13 protein-coding genes, 1 rRNA gene and 1 pseudogene are annotated in these 17,598 nt (G+C 56.3%); all 15 read right to left on the reverse strand.

Features of this window, described 5'->3' with window-relative positions; all coding sequences use genetic code 11:
• Positions 1–283, reverse strand: a 16S ribosomal RNA gene (locus tag HMPREF1147_RS04670); the annotation flags it as partial.
• Between the two features lie 261 nt (positions 284–544).
• A complete protein-coding gene (locus HMPREF1147_RS04675; RefSeq protein ID WP_009657914.1) occupies positions 545–826 on the reverse strand; it encodes an AtpZ/AtpI family protein in 282 nt (93 codons plus the stop codon).
• Positions 804–1,973 (reverse strand): non-hydrolyzing UDP-N-acetylglucosamine 2-epimerase, encoded by a 1,170-nt coding sequence (wecB, locus tag HMPREF1147_RS04680; protein ID WP_009657917.1) that lies wholly within the window; start codon positions 1,971–1,973, stop codon positions 804–806. The genes HMPREF1147_RS04675 and wecB overlap by 23 nt, the downstream gene beginning before the upstream one ends.
• A 36-nt stretch (positions 1,974–2,009) precedes the next feature.
• Complete coding sequence (locus tag HMPREF1147_RS04685; RefSeq protein ID WP_009657913.1) at positions 2,010–3,056, reverse strand: glycosyltransferase family 4 protein; 1,047 nt, start codon at positions 3,054–3,056, stop codon at positions 2,010–2,012.
• Between the two features lie 69 nt (positions 3,057–3,125).
• Positions 3,126–3,527, reverse strand: a complete 402-nt coding sequence (locus HMPREF1147_RS04690) for a resolvase (protein ID WP_009657911.1) — start codon at positions 3,525–3,527, stop codon at positions 3,126–3,128.
• On the reverse strand, positions 3,524–4,696 hold the full coding sequence (locus HMPREF1147_RS04695; protein WP_009350200.1) for a DUF3084 domain-containing protein: 1,173 nt from the start codon (positions 4,694–4,696) through the stop codon (positions 3,524–3,526). The genes HMPREF1147_RS04690 and HMPREF1147_RS04695 overlap by 4 nt, the downstream gene beginning before the upstream one ends.
• Before the next feature lie 45 nt (positions 4,697–4,741).
• Positions 4,742–5,842: an LptF/LptG family permease gene (locus HMPREF1147_RS04700; RefSeq protein WP_009438589.1), complete on the reverse strand. Its 1,101-nt coding sequence runs from the start codon at positions 5,840–5,842 to the stop codon at positions 4,742–4,744.
• A 153-nt stretch (positions 5,843–5,995) separates the two neighbouring features.
• Complete coding sequence (locus HMPREF1147_RS04705) at positions 5,996–7,066, reverse strand: endo alpha-1,4 polygalactosaminidase (RefSeq protein ID WP_009438583.1); 1,071 nt, start codon at positions 7,064–7,066, stop codon at positions 5,996–5,998.
• Between the two features lie 244 nt (positions 7,067–7,310).
• On the reverse strand, positions 7,311–9,323 hold the full coding sequence (locus HMPREF1147_RS04710; protein ID WP_009657920.1) for a transporter: 2,013 nt from the start codon (positions 9,321–9,323) through the stop codon (positions 7,311–7,313).
• Complete coding sequence (gene pelG, locus HMPREF1147_RS04715) at positions 9,320–10,780, reverse strand: exopolysaccharide Pel transporter PelG (protein ID WP_009438588.1); 1,461 nt, start codon at positions 10,778–10,780, stop codon at positions 9,320–9,322. Before pelG ends, HMPREF1147_RS04710 begins: the two co-directional genes overlap by 4 nt.
• Position 10,781: 1 nt before the next feature.
• A pseudogene (gene pelF / locus HMPREF1147_RS04720) lies at positions 10,782–12,207 on the reverse strand (GT4 family glycosyltransferase PelF).
• 15 nt (positions 12,208–12,222) lie between these two features.
• The gene (locus HMPREF1147_RS04725) at positions 12,223–14,034 is read right to left on the reverse strand and encodes a DUF2194 domain-containing protein (protein ID WP_009657919.1); all 1,812 of its coding nucleotides are present in this window, start codon (positions 14,032–14,034) and stop codon (positions 12,223–12,225) included.
• Complete coding sequence (locus tag HMPREF1147_RS04730) at positions 14,027–14,932, reverse strand: hypothetical protein (RefSeq protein ID WP_009657915.1); 906 nt, start codon at positions 14,930–14,932, stop codon at positions 14,027–14,029. The genes HMPREF1147_RS04725 and HMPREF1147_RS04730 overlap by 8 nt, the downstream gene beginning before the upstream one ends.
• On the reverse strand, positions 14,929–17,112 hold the full coding sequence (locus HMPREF1147_RS04735) for an NAD-dependent epimerase/dehydratase family protein (RefSeq protein WP_232208054.1): 2,184 nt from the start codon (positions 17,110–17,112) through the stop codon (positions 14,929–14,931). Before HMPREF1147_RS04735 ends, HMPREF1147_RS04730 begins: the two co-directional genes overlap by 4 nt.
• Positions 17,113–17,381: 269 nt before the next feature.
• A partial coding sequence (locus tag HMPREF1147_RS04740) for a biotin/lipoyl-containing protein (RefSeq protein ID WP_037351167.1) occupies positions 17,382–17,598 on the reverse strand: 217 nt, incomplete at its 5' end.

The raw sequence follows: 17,598 nt of genomic DNA on the forward strand, positions 1-17,598 counted from the left end.
CGTTACCTTACCTACTAGCTAATCAGACGCAGACCCATCGATCAGTGATAGCTTATATATAGAGGCCATCTTTCATATAGGGGGAGATGCCTCCCCTACACGCCATTCGGTATTAGCATTCCTTTCGGAATGTTGTCCCCATCTGATCGGCAGGGTGTCTACGTGTTACTCACCCGTTTGCCACTAAGCTCATAAAAGCAAGCTTTCATTCGCTCCGTTCGACTTGCATGTGTTAAGCACGCCGCCAGCGTTCGTCCTGAGCCAGGATCAAACTCTCCGTAAAAGAAGAGCCTCACTCGACTCATTAATGTCATTCTGTAAAAGAATTGTTTCTCGTTGACCATTTTATCAACGATGTTGCATCTGGCTTCGGTTAGATTATCTCTAACCTCTCTGCATTGTGTAGTTTTCAGGGTACATCTTGCGCGCCTCGAGAGCCTCTAGCCTTCATCAGCGCGACTGTCATAATATAACACAACGGCTTTTCTTCGTCAAGCCCCTTTTTCAAGTTTTTTGAAAATAAGGGGTCGCTCCATTCATTTCATCATACGATTTTATATGCTTTAAGTTGTCGATAGATGGAATAGCCTGCCGCAGGGAATCCGAGGAGGATCCCGAGGATGGTGCAGACGCGTCCCGTACCGAGTATATCATCCGCATTTTTCCCAATGAAGATGAAGATGCCGAGAAATACGACGAGATAGATGCCGATGCCGGAAAGCACTCCAAAGGCGCGCAGGGCATCGACGATCCCCGATGACGCGGTGTTGGACTTTTTTCCGTCCGGTGCCGCATCTTCGTTTTTAGTATTCTTCGTTTTCTGCATGGAATGGCTCCGGCGGGATATGACGATGTCCCGCATGGTAGAGAATCGCCTCGATGATGCGCTGCGCTGCCCTCCCATCTCCATAGGGATTCACTGCCTCCGCCATCGCGGCATATGCCCCCGTATCGGTGAGCAGGCGCATGGTCTCATTGTAGACGTGCTCCTCCGCCGTGCCGATGAGATGCACGGTACCTGCCGCGACCGCCTCGGGGCGTTCGGTCGTATCGCGCAGGACGAGCACCGGTTTGCCGAGGGCGGGTGCTTCCTCTTGGATGCCGCCCGAATCGGTGAGCACGATGTCAACGCGTGCCATGAGGTTGGCAAACGGCTCATAGTCGAGCGGGTCAATGAGGTGCACGCGCGGAAGATGCCCCAGCTCCTCCTGCACGATCTCGCGCACCTTTGGATTGCGATGCACGGGGAAAACGACCTCCACGTCCGAGAGTCCGTCCACGATGTCATGAATGGCACGGTAAACGTGCCGCATCGGCTCGCCGAGATTTTCGCGGCGATGCGTGGTAACAAGCAACACACGGTTATTTGCAAAATCGACCTGCGAGAGTTCCGGCGGAAGCATATAGTCCGGGCGCACGGTATGATGGAGGGCATCAATGACGGTATTGCCCGTCACGAAGATGCGCCGCTCGGGAACCCCCTCCGCCGCGAGGTTGTCGTGCGCCGTTGCGGTAGGTGCAAAATGAAGGGTCGCGATACCGCCCGTGAGCCGCCGATTCATCTCCTCGGGGAACGGCGAATAGATGTCATGCGTACGCAGTCCCGCCTCGACATGCCCGACGGGAATCTGATGATAGTATGCGGCAAGCGCGCCCGCAAAGGTCGTCGTCGTATCGCCGTGGACGAGGACAAGATCAGGGCGATCCTTTTGGAACACTTCGTTGATTCCCATCATCGCGCGCGTCGTGATGTCAAAGAGCGTCTGCCCCGCCGCCATGATATTGAGGTCATAATCCGGCACGATGCGGAAAAGATGCAGTACCTGATCAAGCATCTCACGATGCTGCGCCGTGACGAGCGTTTTCGTTTCGATTTCATCCGAATGACGCATGAGCTCCATGACAACGGGCGCCATCTTGATCGCCTCGGGACGCGTGCCAAAAATCGACATTACTTTGATTTTGCCGATCATGCTCTGTTTTCACTCCTCTCGGAATGCCATACACGATTATTTCTGCTGCGCGTCAAGGCGCAGGATGCCGAGTTTGCGAGCACCGATAAAAACTGCCGCCGCAACAATGAGGATGATGAGCAGCGCCGCCTGCGTACTCACTGCCGTCAATGCGAGCGCACACAGTCCAAAGAGCGCACTTACAACGTACATGAGGAGCACTGCCTGTTTCTGTGTAAAGCCGTGCGCGAGCAGGCGATGGTGCAGATGCCCCTTGTCCGGCTTAAAGATTGGGCGGTGGTTGCGCGCGCGCCGCACGATAGCGAACGTCGTGTCAAGGATGGGCAGACCAAGCGCTAAGATCGGCACAATAAGCGCAATCGTCGCTGCGCTTTTGACCGCGCCAATGACGGAGATCCCCGCAAGCATAAACCCGAGGAACATGCTCCCGGTGTCGCCCATGAAGATGCGCGCGGGATTGAAGTTATAGTATAGAAAGCCGATCGCCGCGCCCGCAAGTGCCGCCGTGATCATCGCCACGAAGGGAATGCCCTCCTCCATCGCAACGAGGAAGATCGTCACCGCCGCGATCGAGGACACCCCTGCGGCGAGCCCATCGAGCCCATCAATGAGGTTCACGGTATTGGTCAGCCCGACCACCCAAAAAATGGTCGCAGGAATCGCGAAATACTCAAGATAGATAAAATCGCCGAGCGGATCCGTAATCACGTCGATGCGTACGTCAAAGCCGATGACGAGAACGCACGCAGCGAGAATCTGCCCGAGGAGCTTGACCTTTGCCGGGAGATCCCGGTAGTCGTCGATGATGCCGATGGCGACGATGATCGTCCCGCCCGCGAGCAGCCCCCACAGGCTGGTCATTATCTCCGGCGAGAAGTCGGAAATACTCATCTGCACAAGTACGGACACCATAAAGGCAGCATAGATGCCAATACCGCCGATGCGCGGAATGGGACGCACATGCACCTTGCGCGCGTCGGGTGCGTCAAGTGCACCCGTGCGCCGCGCAAAAGAAATGACGACGGGCGTCAAAAACAGCGCCACACCGAGCGCTATCATAAATGCTAGGACATGATCGGGCATGTAGTCTTGCTCTCCTTACATTACAGCAGGATATAATTCCTTTCATCTTACCGCAGAGCGCGCCGGCTGTCAATCGCGCCGCGCCGTACCCGCTAAAAATCTCCGGGCAAGCGCAACGGCGGCAAAATCGTCCACCGGCACGGCCGGCGTCAACAGCCCGCGCGGCACGAGCCGCCGCCAGCCGCGGGGCGGATTCTCCGCCCAGTACAGCCGACGCCCCTCCTCCGTCGTGCGGTATTCGTCCACAAGTGTCACCGCGCCGACCTGCGCCTCGATCCGCGCCTTTGCCGCCGCGCTCGTCGTACCGTCCCCCATGATGATGCGCGGCGCATATTCCGCTGCGAGCTCGGATACCCGCGTCTCTAAGGCTGCGGTCGGCACGATCTCATGCAGGAGGACGTCTCCCTGCGGCGAGAGCACGGCGATGCCGCATTTATCCCGCCCGGGATCGATAGCAAGAACGGTACTCACTGCGGCGTCTCGTTTTCGATCTTAAACGTGAGGCGCAGCGGTCCCATCGCATCCGTATCACCTGCGGCATATGCCGAGATGACGACAGTGGACGTACGCCCCTGAAGTTCCTGCACCAGTCCGTAAAATTCTGCCCCCTCGATGACGCCGACCGTCCCGCGGATCGGGTCGGGGAGGATTCCCTTTGCAGATGCTGCCGCGTTGACCTCGCGCAGGAATGCCATCACCGTCTGCTCCGCCCCCTGTGCGCGCATGGTCTCCGGCGTATAGACACGCGCTGCGATCAGCTCGCCGTCGCGGTAGATGATACTGTTCGGATAGAGCTCAATCGACGCGCGGATCTCGTCGCCGCGCACGAGGTTGCCCGCCGCGACAATACGCACGATCATCCCCGTCTTGCTCTCCTCGATCGCGCGCACGGCGGCGTCGTATTCTGGTTGATAGATCCAGATATCTTGATCCGTCTTATTTTCCCCAAGACGTGCGGAGATATTGCGCGTACCGAGCTGCGCGAGCCCCGCCATGCCGCGCTCGACCTCCTCATGGCTGAGCCCTGCGGGAATGATGCCGCTCGCGATGATCTCGCCCGCCCGGTAGGTGATGTCCCCCTCGCGCAGGCTCAAAATATTTTGCCGCAGCGCATTCGCACGTATGCCCAGTTCCTTAATATCGGTGAGAAGGGTTTCATTTTCCCCGCTGAGCCGACCATTGAGCGAGATCAGCCCCTCTTTTTCCAACGCAAGACGGCGGTTGCCCTCCGACAGTCGCTCCGATTCCTCTGTGAGCCCTAGGCGTTCGCCCTCGAGCCGCGCAATCTCGTCCTCCGACTGCTTCAGCTCCCCCTGCGCACGCTCCTGATCCGACTGTGCCTGCGTGAGCGCATCCGCCGTCCGCGTAAGCGCCGCCTGCGTCTCAGCCATCATCCTGTTCAGGCGCTCCATGCCAAAGAGCGCCGTCCGTACATTCTCTGAGACCGCCGCCATCACGCCGAACGTCACCGTCGTAATGCAGACGCCTGTAAAAACCGTCACAACGACCGCTGTGTGGCGCGGGCGCAGCCCAAAGATCGAAAGCCGCCGCTTGCCGATGCGCGTACCGAGCCGGTCGCCAATGAAGGCGATGACCCCGCCCACAACGGCGAGCACGAGAATGAGCGTAATACCGTACATAGTGCCGTCACCTTAATTACAAATCTATAGCCTTTCAGGAAAATATTAGTGCGAGGCGCGCCGAAAGAGAATTGCCCCCGCAATTATGCCGACGATATTCGGAATCCACACGGCAAGCATCGGCGGCAGAACACCGCCGCGTGCGAACGCGTTGCCCATCGTCATGAGCGCATAGTAAAAGAAAATGATGATAACGCTCATCGCAAAGCCCGCCGACGACGAGTTGCGCGTCGGCTGAATCCCGAGCGGCACACCGATGAGTGTAAAGATGAGACTCGCCATCGGTACGGAGACGCGCTGATAGAGCTCCGCCTCGAGCTTGTTCGTATTTACATACTGCGTCTGCATCAGCGCAATCTGACGGCGCAGTTCGCGCATTGTCATCTCCTCCGGTGATTTCTGCTCACGGATGATCTGACGCGGGTCTTTCTGCACGGGCAGCACCTGCGTCTCGAACCGCATATGCCGCTCCATATGTTCGTCCGCAATGTCGTAGACGTCCCCGCTGTGCATGATCCACTCTTTGCCCGTCCACTCCGCATACTCCGCGTTCTCCACATGCGAGACCTTGCCGTCGTCGCCGAACACCTGCAGGCTGACATTCGTGAGCCGCTGTTGTTCCGCATCGTACGCACGCGCATAGACCAGACGACGGATTTGCCCGTCCGTGATCTCCTTGATGATGACATGCTCCTGCGACTTCATCCCGGAGTTGCCTTCGATCTCATAGTAAATAACATTCCGGTACGCCGTATTCGCACGCGGTACAACGTATTCGTTGAAGAGAATCGCGCCCACACTGACCACGAAGCCAAGCAGTACCGCCGGCGCCGCAATGCGCGTAAAATTGATGCCGCAGGACTTCATCGCCGTGATCTCACTCGCTGACGAGAGCTTGCCGAACGTCAGGAGACTCGCAAGCAGCATCGACATTGGGAATGTCCACATGACGACGCCCGGCAGGCTGAATACGAAAATCTTGATCACCGACGGCAGAGACGCCCCATAGTCCGTAATGTACTGCGCAATGCGAAAGAGCGTCCCCGAGCCGATGAAGACCGCCGAGAACGCGCAGATGGCAAAGAGGAACGAAACAAAGACCTCGCGAAAAATGTATTTGTCGAGAATCCGGATTTTCAGACGCACGTGAAACATGCCCTCCGATCACTTCCAAAACTTTTGGTCATATACGCTTTATTCTAGCATTTTCCTACGCTGTTGACAAGGATACAAAAAGGAACGCTGCACCAATTCATGCATCGTTCCCTTGTTTAGCATTTCAAAATTGACCTGCGGCGCTCAGTGTCCCTCTTTCTCATAGAAATAATCGTACGCATCGATGACGTCGAGGAATGCGCCGTCGAATCCTGCGGCGATGATCTTATCGAGGTACCCGTCCGCCGATCCGTAGAGGAGATCCTGCCAGGCGCGTGTCCAATACCGAACCTTGTAATTTCCCTCCCAGTCGTCGTTCATCTCATCGATCCAGACGGGCAGGTGCTTGTTCCATTCGTCCTTCCAATAGATGCGGTAATCCTCCGCCTCACCGACGCTCATGTAGGCAAAGACGAGGCGACGACCGCCGTTTGCCTTGACCTTCAGTGCCTCGACATCCTCTTTCGTGAGCGGGGCATCGTTATAGACAAGATCGATGATAAGGAGATCGTAGTCCGTGCGGCGCAGCTTCTCTATATAGTCCTCTTTGCTGCGAAACCGCGCAGGGTTCAGCAGCGCGATGAAGTTGCGGACGTCACCGAGCGAATGCACGTCGCGTGCATTCGCATCGACGATCGTACCGAAGGGAATCTCATCCAGTTCGCGCCGCGAGGCGGCAAAGCCGATGAAGCCTGCCTCTTTATTCTTGCGCTGCGAGCCGCGCACGGCGCTGTCCTTATGCGTATAGTCGATGTTGAACACGGGACGGTGCGCTTCGCGTACGAGGCGCAGATTGCGCCGCTGCTCCGCCTGCTCTTCTGCCGGCGGGGGCAGGTCGTCCTCCATATCCCAACCGTAGAAAAAATCCTCGATGAGCGCGCCGTCAACTGCGTTGAGCAAACGCTCCACACGATCGCGCGGATGCGTCTCGTCCGGTGCATAGATGCCCGTACCACCGTTCGTAATAAACATAAAGTTCCGTCCGGCAGCGGCGTCTGCATAATCATTCATTTCGACGATGAGATCTTCCATCGCCGCGCGGTAGTCGATGCTCTCCGCCTTTGCTTCCGCAGCTTCCTGTTCCGCTCGGCGCTGCTCCGCCTGTTTCATCTCGCGTTCTGCCCCCGCGTGCATCTCGAAAAAGGAGCAGCAAAACATCCCTGCAATGCCAAGCCCCATGAGAACCGCGAGCGCACAAAAAATCTTTTTCACCATTCCGCTCCCGCCTTGTCCGCCGCACAATCCTCTGCAGCAAACATATACAAACAAACTAAACCTCAGAGTTCTATAGTCATTCGATAGGGCATGATAAAATTCCTTCCTTTTCTGAATAAAATCATCCCAAAACTCCTTGTTTTTCCGAAAAAGTCATGCAAAACAAGAAATTTTAGGCAAAAAAATAGGGTTTGCCTATTCGCATAACCCCTATTTTCAGTATTCCTTGGTTGAATCTTCTCCGTTAAAAGCTGCGGGAGAACGTGAGCGCTACGCCCCATCCGTGGTATCGCTCATGCGGGTTCGATCGGTAGAAATACCGTTCCGCGTCGAGCGACAATGCTTCACGGTCGCTGATACGCAGGTCATATCCGACTTGCACGGAGGTACGCATTTGATCCTCGCCGTTTTCACTATTCAGCGGCGAGATGAATGTCCCCTTCGAGCGCCGATGATGCAGCATAAGGCGCGCCCGCCGGTTCTTTGAAAGTTCACGCGTCATGCCGATGCCGTAATAGTGCGTAAACGTATTATCGCTGTGCTGCTCCGCGGCCGTCTTGTAAATAGGGGCGCCGCGCAGCTCATACATGACATATGCTTTGAACGAATCTTTCTTTGTGTACCGCTTGGTATAGAAGAGCCCGAGAAGACCTTCCGCCCCCTCGTGATATACCTCCCTGCTTTCCTTCGAACGTCCTGTAAATACATTTGTCCGCAGGAATGCCGTCAACCGGTCATTTTTAGCAGCATGAAGGTACCGCACCTCGCCCTCGTAGCGATCTGCAGGATGCACCGTCGGCGGATCATGCAGATCCATATCGAGCGTATAGTCGTATTTCCCGCGAATCGCATAGGCAAGACGATAATACCACGAATCCGTTTCGTTGATTTTCCGGCGTATCGTGATGTTCGGCGTCCAGTTCCATCCCTCGCCGAAACGCGTGAGCGCGGCAACCGTATCCGGCACCACGGCGTTATCATGAATCTGCGCCATGCCCGTCGGCAAATTAACCGAGAGTCCGTAACGGACATCATATCGGTCGTGTTTGTTCCATAAACCGAGATCGACCGTCGTATCGGTAAATCCCGAGACATGTCCCTGCTTCTTGCCCGTGCGAGAGACGACATACGCGGTATTGACACCGAACTCGAGCTTTCCGTCCGAATAGCTGTAGGAAACGGGGTGGTAGCGCTGATGCCCAACGCCACCCTCTCCGCCGTGCCATGCGTAATACTCGATGCCCGCCTGTGCGCTGCGCCCCGCACCCCATCGTGCGAGCTGACGCATGGCGGCCGCGTGGTCGCGCTCGGCGAGGGCAAGGTCTGCTTCGCTTTCCGTGCGCGCGGTGCGCGCTTCGCCGACATAAAGCGCCGCCGCGGTAAGATCTTTATAGGCCTGATTGAGCTCTTCGTCCGCGTCACGCACTTCTTCCAAAGCGTCTGCGTAATCGCCGCGCGCAGCTTCCTCAGCGTCTTCCGCCGTCTCAAGGGCGGCGCGCAGCTCCTCGGCGCGCTGTTCTGCGTAGGAAAGTCTCGCCGCTGCACGGTCAAGTGCAACCTGCGCCGCACTGTCCCGTACCTCCGCCGCCCTACCGGCATCCGCGGCGGGTGCCGCCCCGGATGCCGCCGCCTCCTGCGCGGGGAGTGTATAGAGTCCCTGCTCGAGCTGCTCCATCAGCGGGTAATCATAGCCCGCTTTCTGTGCGGCATCCGCAACACGGCGGCGCATCTCATCGGAGGAGATGAGGAGTTTTATCGCATCGTCTCCGCCCGCCGTCCCTGCGGCTGCGGCACTTGCAGCTTCCGCCGCAGCCTCTGCCGCATCATATTCTGCCTGCGCCGCTTCGAGCTCGGCAGTATAGCTCTCTGCTTCCCGGCGGCGTACCGCCGTCTCTGCGGTGCGCACGGCGACCATGTTTTCCGTCTCTTTAACACGCTCACGCGCATCGGATGCGCGCATCCGCGCATCGGCGAGTGCTGTCTGCGTATTTTTATGCTCGTCCTCGGCAGCGGCAACCTCTTCATCCGCCGTTTTCACATAGTCCTCTGCCGTACGCAGATCCTGCTCCGTTTGATGCAGATCGGCAACGGCGGCGCGATGATCCTCCACTTCCTGTGCAGCGGAGCGCAGGCGGTCGAACTCGCCCTGCACATCGTGCAGAACATCCACAGCCCCGACGGGCGAAGGCTGCAAAAAAATACTCAGGACGCCGAGCGAAGTGAGCAGCGCCTTATTTTTATAATTGCATCGCTTCACACAAGATCATCCCCTTCCCTTTTCCCGCAGAGCAGCCGCGAAAGCCGCGTGAGCATTCCATTCGGCGGACGGTAAAAGACCGGACGCGCGCAGTAGACAAAATAATTGATGCGTTTGCAGAAATACTGCATCCGCAGGAATGCTCCAATAAAGACAATAGCAGATGCGAGAAAGAATGTAAAGCCGTAACTGACCTCGCCGAAAAATTGTCCGCCCACGCCGAATACAATCTGCGCGAAAAACAGTCCGCCCGTGACGAGAAGCGCGCCGCGCTGATCCTCGAAATAGAGGAGCAGTGTATAGACGACCTGCGCCGCCGCGACAAAGAACGCACCGAGTACGATGAGATTATACATATTGACCGAACCGAACGAAAGTCCGACAAACGGCAGGAAATAATTGCCAAGGCCAAGAAAAACAACGGTAAATACAAGCTGGAACTCCACGATATTCCGCAGCTCATACCACAGCGTACGCAGCAAATCAATGCGCGCGTCCTCGATGTCGCGGAAATTGCCCCGCTTCGTAATATAGGTAAAGTAGACGGCGTACCGCTCGTAAAAATTCAGCTCTGCCGACACTGTAAACATAACCATAACGGGCATAATTGACAGGAACGCAAAGAAGGTCGCGACATCATAGGTCGGCGCACAGCGGTACGTGCCGTCGATGAGGATGCCGTCGGGGCCAAGCCAGATGATGAAGTTCGGCGTGTAAAGTGCGGCAGTATAAAAAAGTCCGATGAAGAACAGTTTCGGGTGCATCTCGAAATACGGCAGAAATCGGAACGCAAGCCCCTTTTTCGTATAGCCGAAATAGCGCAGGATGTGTGCCAAAAAGAGCGTCAAAATGACTGCGCTGCCGATATTCATGGCGAGCAGCGATCCGTCGACCGCCGGAAGCAGCCCCGTCCAAAGGACAAGGAAGCAGAGTGCGACCGAGATAAACACGCCTGCGAGATAGCTGAAAAAGAGTGCCTTATAGTTCTTTACCGCCGTAAGATATACGCCCTGCAGCCAGATGCCCGTCATCTGCATGAAGAAAATATAGGTCAGCAGTTTCGTCGAAAAAGCGATCGGCTTATTCCAAAAGAAGAGGACAGCGATGATCGTTCCGAACGGGAGCGTCACCGCAGCGATACCAAAAAGGGATGCGGCGATATCCCGATGTTCCCCCCCGTAGAGCAGGTCGGCGAGATAGCGCGTGATGATCATGACAAATCCGCTCGAGAGGACATGCGAAAATACAAAGGAATAGATCACGGACGCGGTATAGAGCTGCATTTCCGCCTGCGGCACTTCGAATGTGCGGAACATCATCTGTACGGCAAGCACCATCCCTGCCATCAATACAAAAGGTCCCGTCGTGACGATGGCAGAGTAGCCGTATGCTTTCATATATCCGGCAGCAGAGCGCTCCCGGAACAGTTTTTTTAGCTCAAAGCCGATGCCCGCCATCCTAGTCCCTCTTTTCCCGTGCGTAGATGTCGCGGTACGAATTGATAAATTTCTCGTAGGTGTAGCTCTGCTTCACACGCTCATATCCGATCTCGGCCATGCGGCGGCGCAGCGGCGTGTCTTTTGCCATGCGGACAATACCGCGCGACATCTCCTCGTAGTCCATCGCGGGGACGACGATTCCCGCGTCGCCCATGTCGTCGACGCCCTCCCCGTAAAGGAGTTCGCGGCAGCACCCGACATCCGTTGTAACAAAGGGGCGATGCGCCGCGAGCCCTTCGAGGACAGCGAGCGGCTGTCCTTCGCTGATACTTGAGAGCAGCAGGAGATCAACCTCGGCGAGGCGTTCGGCAACATTGACCGATCCTGTGAACGTGACATCCTTAAGACGCAGCGTCTCGATCGTCCGTTGGCACAGCTCATAGTATTCGGGATCCTCCTCGTACTGCCCCATGATGAGGAGCTTCGCATCCGGGATGGACTGCTTCACGAGGAAGAAGGCACGCAGCATGGTCACAATGTCCTTGATCGGCACCACGCGCACGACAGCGCCGATGACGATGCCGCTCTCGGTCGCTTCCTCCTTAAGCGCGATATGTGCGAATCGCTCCATATGAATACCGTTTGGGACGATGGCGATCTTCTCCGGCGCGCAGCCAAGCGCAATCTCCGTATCCGCATTTTTCTGAAAGAGCGTGAACACGCGATCCGCCCCCGCATAGGCAAGACCCGCGAGGTTATAGAAATACTGGATCCAAACGGATTTGAAATCGCCCTCCGCCCATTTGCACTTGAGGATCTCCTCCTCGCGTTCACGGGAGTAAATGCCGTGCTCCGTGATGAGAAACGGCTTGCGATAAACGCGCGACGCAACGCCGCCGACAACGCCGCAGTAGCCCGTGGCGACGCTGTGATAAATATCCGCCTCCGGGAAGTCCTGCTGCAGGATGTAAAAGAGCGGCAGGAGCATGGAGCGGATGGTCCAAAAGAAATCCGTAAACGGCAGATGATCATAGTGCTCGCGGTAGACGCGCTCGATGATGTCGAAGAAGTCCGCGCTCATGAAAATCCCCATGGCGTCGTGCCGCATACGGTCGCTGCGGAAAATGCCGAGCAGGACGTCCAGATCGAGCGGCACATTGCCGACAACAAGCTCATAAAGGCATACTTTTTCCTGCGGTGTGAGCGGCTTCTCATTGCGTGACGGCGCACGCAGCGCAAGGATCTCATCGAGGAAGAGCTCATGCACCTCCACGAGGTTCTTTGGCAGGTTATAGCGAAAATCCCCGCGCTGCTTCATCTCCGCACCAATGGAGTAGACGACGAACTCATGCTCGGGCAGCCCCTCGATGAGCATCTGCACCCCATGAGGAGACACCGCCGACCACATAGGGATACGAGCCTTCGACCAAAAGACAGATACGCATGTGCCCCCTCCTTTCTCACTTGAAATGGATCTCAGCCGTCGGTTCCTTTACCTCGACGATATATGCCGCCTGACCAATGTTTTCGACGGTGCATCCCGCGACCGCCTCCGGCTTTTTATGCGTGCGCAGAATATAGCGCGGCGGCACACGGTAGTTCCAAGAGATGATACGCATCTCGTCCCCTTCGCGCTCGATACGGCAGTCGAGATCGAAATACGCGCCGAGCATCGCCGCGGCTTCCGAAACCGTCGCGCCGCGCAGCCACGGGTACTGCTCCTGCGTGAACTTCATAAAGGCATCCATGCCCTCGTTCATCTCACGCCATGTCGTATGGGCGCTTTCCTCGTAAAAGATCTCGTCGGGATGGACGAAATGCGAGACGATCCCCTGGGTATTGATTACGTTTACGATATCCCAAAGCATGTCCCCGCGCACAATATAGCCGGAACTGACGCGCGGAAATTCGTAGCTCCCGTCCGCATTACGCTGAAAGTCCTGATAGTAGGCGCGGTCCTCGGGCATCCCCATATAGAGCGCCGCGATGATCTTCAGATCCGGGAACACCTCTTTGAGCGCGGCTTTGCCCTCGGGACTGAGGATGTTGGACGGCGGCACATAGGTACGTATTGCGTAGTCCGGATATGCCGAGGCAATATAGCGGCGCAGTTCGCGCAGAGACTCCTTCATATCCTCGGGACTTGCCCACGGCGTATAGTCCAGATGTTCCTGATTGTACCCTGCGGGCGCGAGCGGCTGATGGTTATAGCCGTGGATACCGAGCTCACCGCCGGATTTGAGGAGTTCGCGTCCGTACGCGATGAGATAGCTGCGCGTGTAGCGGTCGCTCATCGGGGCAAACGGTCCTTTGACCTGGTTGCCGTACGTCTCAATGACAACACCTGTGTACTTAAACCCGTAGCGTTTGGCATTGGCGAGCATCTGCGGCCACCATACATTGCGGTAAAAATCCGCCGTCGTCAGGTGAACCTCGTCGTAGAGGCGCGGGAAGATCCCCTCGGGGACGGGCGCGGGAAAATCGTCAATAATAAAGACCTTTGCCCCCACGGTTGGATAGACATAGGTGTCCGACGTCAGGCTCAGTATCCCCGCAAGGAGCCCGACATTCGGCTTATCCGCCATGCGCTGCCCGTTATAAACGACGTATTTCCCTGCTCCTGAGGGCATCTCCCAAACCAGCGGCGTCCCATCGTCCGCCGCCGCATGGATCTGCACCGCCGAGTCAAGCGACACCGCCGCGGTCGTCGTCTGATACGACCGCCCGCTGACGCCGATCGACTGTACCCCGAAGATGATGTCCGAGGTCATATGAATGCCCTCACGCGTATAAGACTCGCCAAATCGGCGAACCCCGATGCGCTCGGCAAATCCTGCGGGCATCCCCGTATCGGAAAGCCCATCGAGGAAGAGTGCCGTACCGCCGTCCGCGACATACTGATCGATCTGCGGCAGAGCGGCAACCGCGCCGATATTGCCTGTGGTCACGATCACTCCTATATAGCGGCGGTCGATCTCCGGGACGGCGCCGATCTCCGCCGCGAGCGTCGCTTTTTTCTGTTCTCTGATGAACCGTTCCAGATAATGTTTCAGGAACATGCTGCGCAGATTCATCGGATCATAGAGGATAAGAAACGTCTCTCGTTCAAGCGCCTTATCCTCTTCCGAGCCCTCAACGAACGTGCCGTTTGCGCCAAAGTTTTCATGGATGTTCGTGCTGAGCTTCATAAAGCCGTCCGTGCGGTTGTACTGGAAAAATAACCCCAGCAAAAACACGATCAGAAAGGCGGCGATAAAATTCCGTTTATACATGATGCGCGATCCCCTCATCCCAGAACCGAATGACGTTCAGCGCCTCAATGGAGAGCCGGATCGGACACGCCTTGAGTTCTCGTATTTTCTCCTGCATGAGCGCGGGGCGATGCATTGCTTGACAGAGCTCGATATAGAGGAGATAGGGCTGCTCCGCCGTCGGAAAATGCGCAAGAAAAGCGCGGCATGTTTCCTCTGCCGCTGCATAACGCTCCAGCCGGATCTCCTGCCGTACCTTCTGCACATACAGCTCAGGGCGATCCGGCTGCAGTGCGATCAGGCGTGCAAGCACCGCCACGTGCTCCGCCGCCTTTTGTAGGCGTGAGAGGCGATCGATAAAACGCTGCTGCGTATATTCGCCGAGCGCCTCAGCATAGGCTTCGAGGTGCTCAACCTCGTCCGGCTCTTCTTTCACACGCCGTTCAAGCGTATAGAGACGCTCCTCGAGTGCATCGAGCTGTGACGTGATCATCGTGATGGCATAATGCGCAATCTCGCGATCCTCGTCGTGAATTGCCTGCTGCAGGACGAGCGGGTTCTGCAGAACATCGCGCTTGATGGTCTCGGTAAAGAGCCTGCGTTTCACTTCGGGATCATCGACAAGCACCGAATCGTTCAGCGGCACGACATTCGCGTCGATGCGCATGAGGTCGGTAAAGATCACTTCCTTGTTCTGGAGCTTGTCGCCGACATCCGCCGGCCCTTGAAGACGGGCGGCGAGGAGAAATTTTGCCCCGATCAGGGTCAAGAGACCAAAGACAGGGATCAAGAGCACAATACCTGTCTCCGCCGCATTCTGCACAGGCTTCTTCCTGCGCCGGTTCACAGCGAAAAAGATCCCCGTGACGAGCAAATGAATGAGGATTTCCCACCAGTAAAACTGCATCACCGCATTCATGATGCCACCCGTATACTCGCAACGCCCTTTTCCTTCAGGCGCTCCTGCACCATGGCGACGACCTTGTCGTTGACATCGGTCAGCAAAATCTGCGCCACACTGCCGACCTGACCGATATAATCCTCAGCGCGGACAACGCCCGTAAGCTTTCCATCGAGCGCCTGCCAGTCGCCGTTTGCCACATCGAGGTTCAGATAGACGAGCGACATTGCCGTCTGTGGTGCGGCGGCACGCTCCTCCAGCTCCTCAACGATGCGCCGGTACTGCTCTTCGCGCAGAATACGGCTCGTCCCGGGAAGGAAGCGCTTCTCCTGCACCGCCCGCTCATAGAAATAGGCATGACCGATCGCCGTCGCGATCAGGCGCGCCGTCATGGAGAGCAGGTTCTGCCGATAGAACGTCCAAAGGTCAAAGTCGAGCGCGTGAAGTTCCACAACCGCGATGACCTCGTCCTCGTAGATGATGGGCGCAGCGATGTCCGGCATCCCCTCCTTGAGCTGCCGATTCACGAAGAGGCGCTTGTCTGCAATCATCTCGCGCAGATACGGCGTCTCCTCCACCTTGAGTGAGCGCGGGAGATCCTCAACCGCAGAGCCGCGGCGGATCTTTTGGCGGAAATACCACGGATTCGATCCTTTGACATAGAGGACGACATTCTCCGCCTCCATAATCTCCGCCGTGACCGCAACCGCCTGTGTAAAGACGTTCTCCGGCTCTACGCTGTCAAGACGCTTGACGATGCGGTAGACACGCCCGATGCTGTCGTTGGAATTCGTGATCTGACGATAGAGTTTGTCCTTGATCTTAATGCTCTCCTGGTACATGGCATGCAGGAACTCATAGCGCTCGAGCGCGCGGCTGCGCTTGTAGCGCTCATCTTCCAGCTCGCGGTCACGCGTATCCGTAATATATCCCGTGAGCACTCCCATAAAGAGATAGGACGCAAAATGCAGTAAATATTCCGGTAAATAAAGCAGGGAAACGACATCCGTCCCGCCGATCAGCAGCGAATAGCCCAGCAGGAGGCTTGCAAGTGCTACGGCGGGAAGGGAATGCTGCTTGCCGTAGAGCAGTCCAAGAACCGCGATATAAATATAGTTAAAGTCCAGCCGGATCATACTGTTGACAGTGTTGCCCTGCCATACGACAATACCGGCAGCAGCGGCAAACAGCCCTGCATGTTCCAAGTAAGGCAGGATCTTGTTCCACAGTTCCTTACGTTTATCTGCCGCCTGTACGGCGGCATCGCGCTTCGCCTTTTCTTTGAGGTAATTTTTGTACCAGTCGTAGGTGCGCCGAAGGCCTTCGGCAAGCGGCACATTCACGCGCCATCCAAGCTCATTGCGGCAGACGGAATTATCTAGAGTTGCACGCCCAAAGGACAGCGCCGGATTCTCCGGCGCCCCCATAAATTTTGTGGGACACACGGGGAATATCTCTGCGGCACATTTTTCAAACGCCGCATAGGACACTGCCGTATTCGACGATATATTAACAACATCCGCAGCATGGTTGCGCTCCGCCGCACTGTATATCGCATAGGCGGCATCGTCAATGTAAAGGAAATCGCGCGTCTCATCGGGCGATCCGAAAAACTCGTAGGACTTGCCAAGAAGCGCCTGCATGATAAATTTTGCAACAAAGCCATGCGTTGGCAGCTGTCCCGGGCCATATATTGTCGATAAGCGCAGCACAGTCACACGAAGGTCAAAATTCTGTCCCCAGCGGCGTGCATACTCCTCGTTTACATATTTCTGCATCGCACGCAGATGCCCCGCCGTCTCCCCGTCTTTTCCGGGATCCTTGGCATCCGCAGCGAACACGGAACCCGTCGATATCAAGAGAAACTTCCCTACATGGTATTTCGTAGACAGCGCGAGCATATGAGCGAGCCCCGGAAAATTCACGCCCGCATTCTCTAGGTACGCCCCGCTCTCAAGCGCGGTTGAGCGCTCTGCAAGATGCAGAACAACATCAAAATTGCGCACACGAAAAACTTCCTCACAGCGCTCGTCCAACACACTGTAAGGATAAAAACGATGTTTTGCCTTGAGCGGTTCCATCGGCTCGGAAGTTCCGTCGTCGATGATGTGGACTTCCCATCCCTCTTTGGCAAAACACGCAGCGGCTGCGCGTCCAAGGAAGCCGTATCCGCCCGTCAATAAAACTCGTTTTTCCATCGTCACGATCCTCTCATACCGCGCTCTATCGGCGACTATAAAAACATCGCTCATATTCATATTATCGTCTGTTTTCTCAGATAATAAAGGACTCATGTCCTATTTTATTTTATTCCTAAAGAATATTGTAAAACCCTATTATAGATATTTGTTATTGTATATGAAAACGAATAAACAATCAAGAAAATCAGTGTTAAGGAATTATCCTTGCATAAAAAAACGGCCGCACAATGTGCAGCCGCCCTTTTATGCAATTTTATCGCGGTGAATTAGCCGACCGTGACGAGCGGGTCGCCCGCCTTGACCGACTGACCGGCACTGACGCTGATCGCGCTGACCGTGCCGTCGCTGACCGCAGGGATCTCGTTCTGCATCTTCATCGCCTCGAGGATGAGGAGCGTGTCGCCTGCCTTGACAGCCTGGCCGACCGAGACTTTCACGTCAATGATCTTGCCCGGCATCGGAGCTGCGATCGTGCCTGCGCCT

The organism is Selenomonas sp. FOBRC9 (genome assembly GCF_000287655.1).
Taxonomy (GTDB): domain Bacteria; phylum Bacillota; class Negativicutes; order Selenomonadales; family Selenomonadaceae; genus Centipeda; species Centipeda artemidis.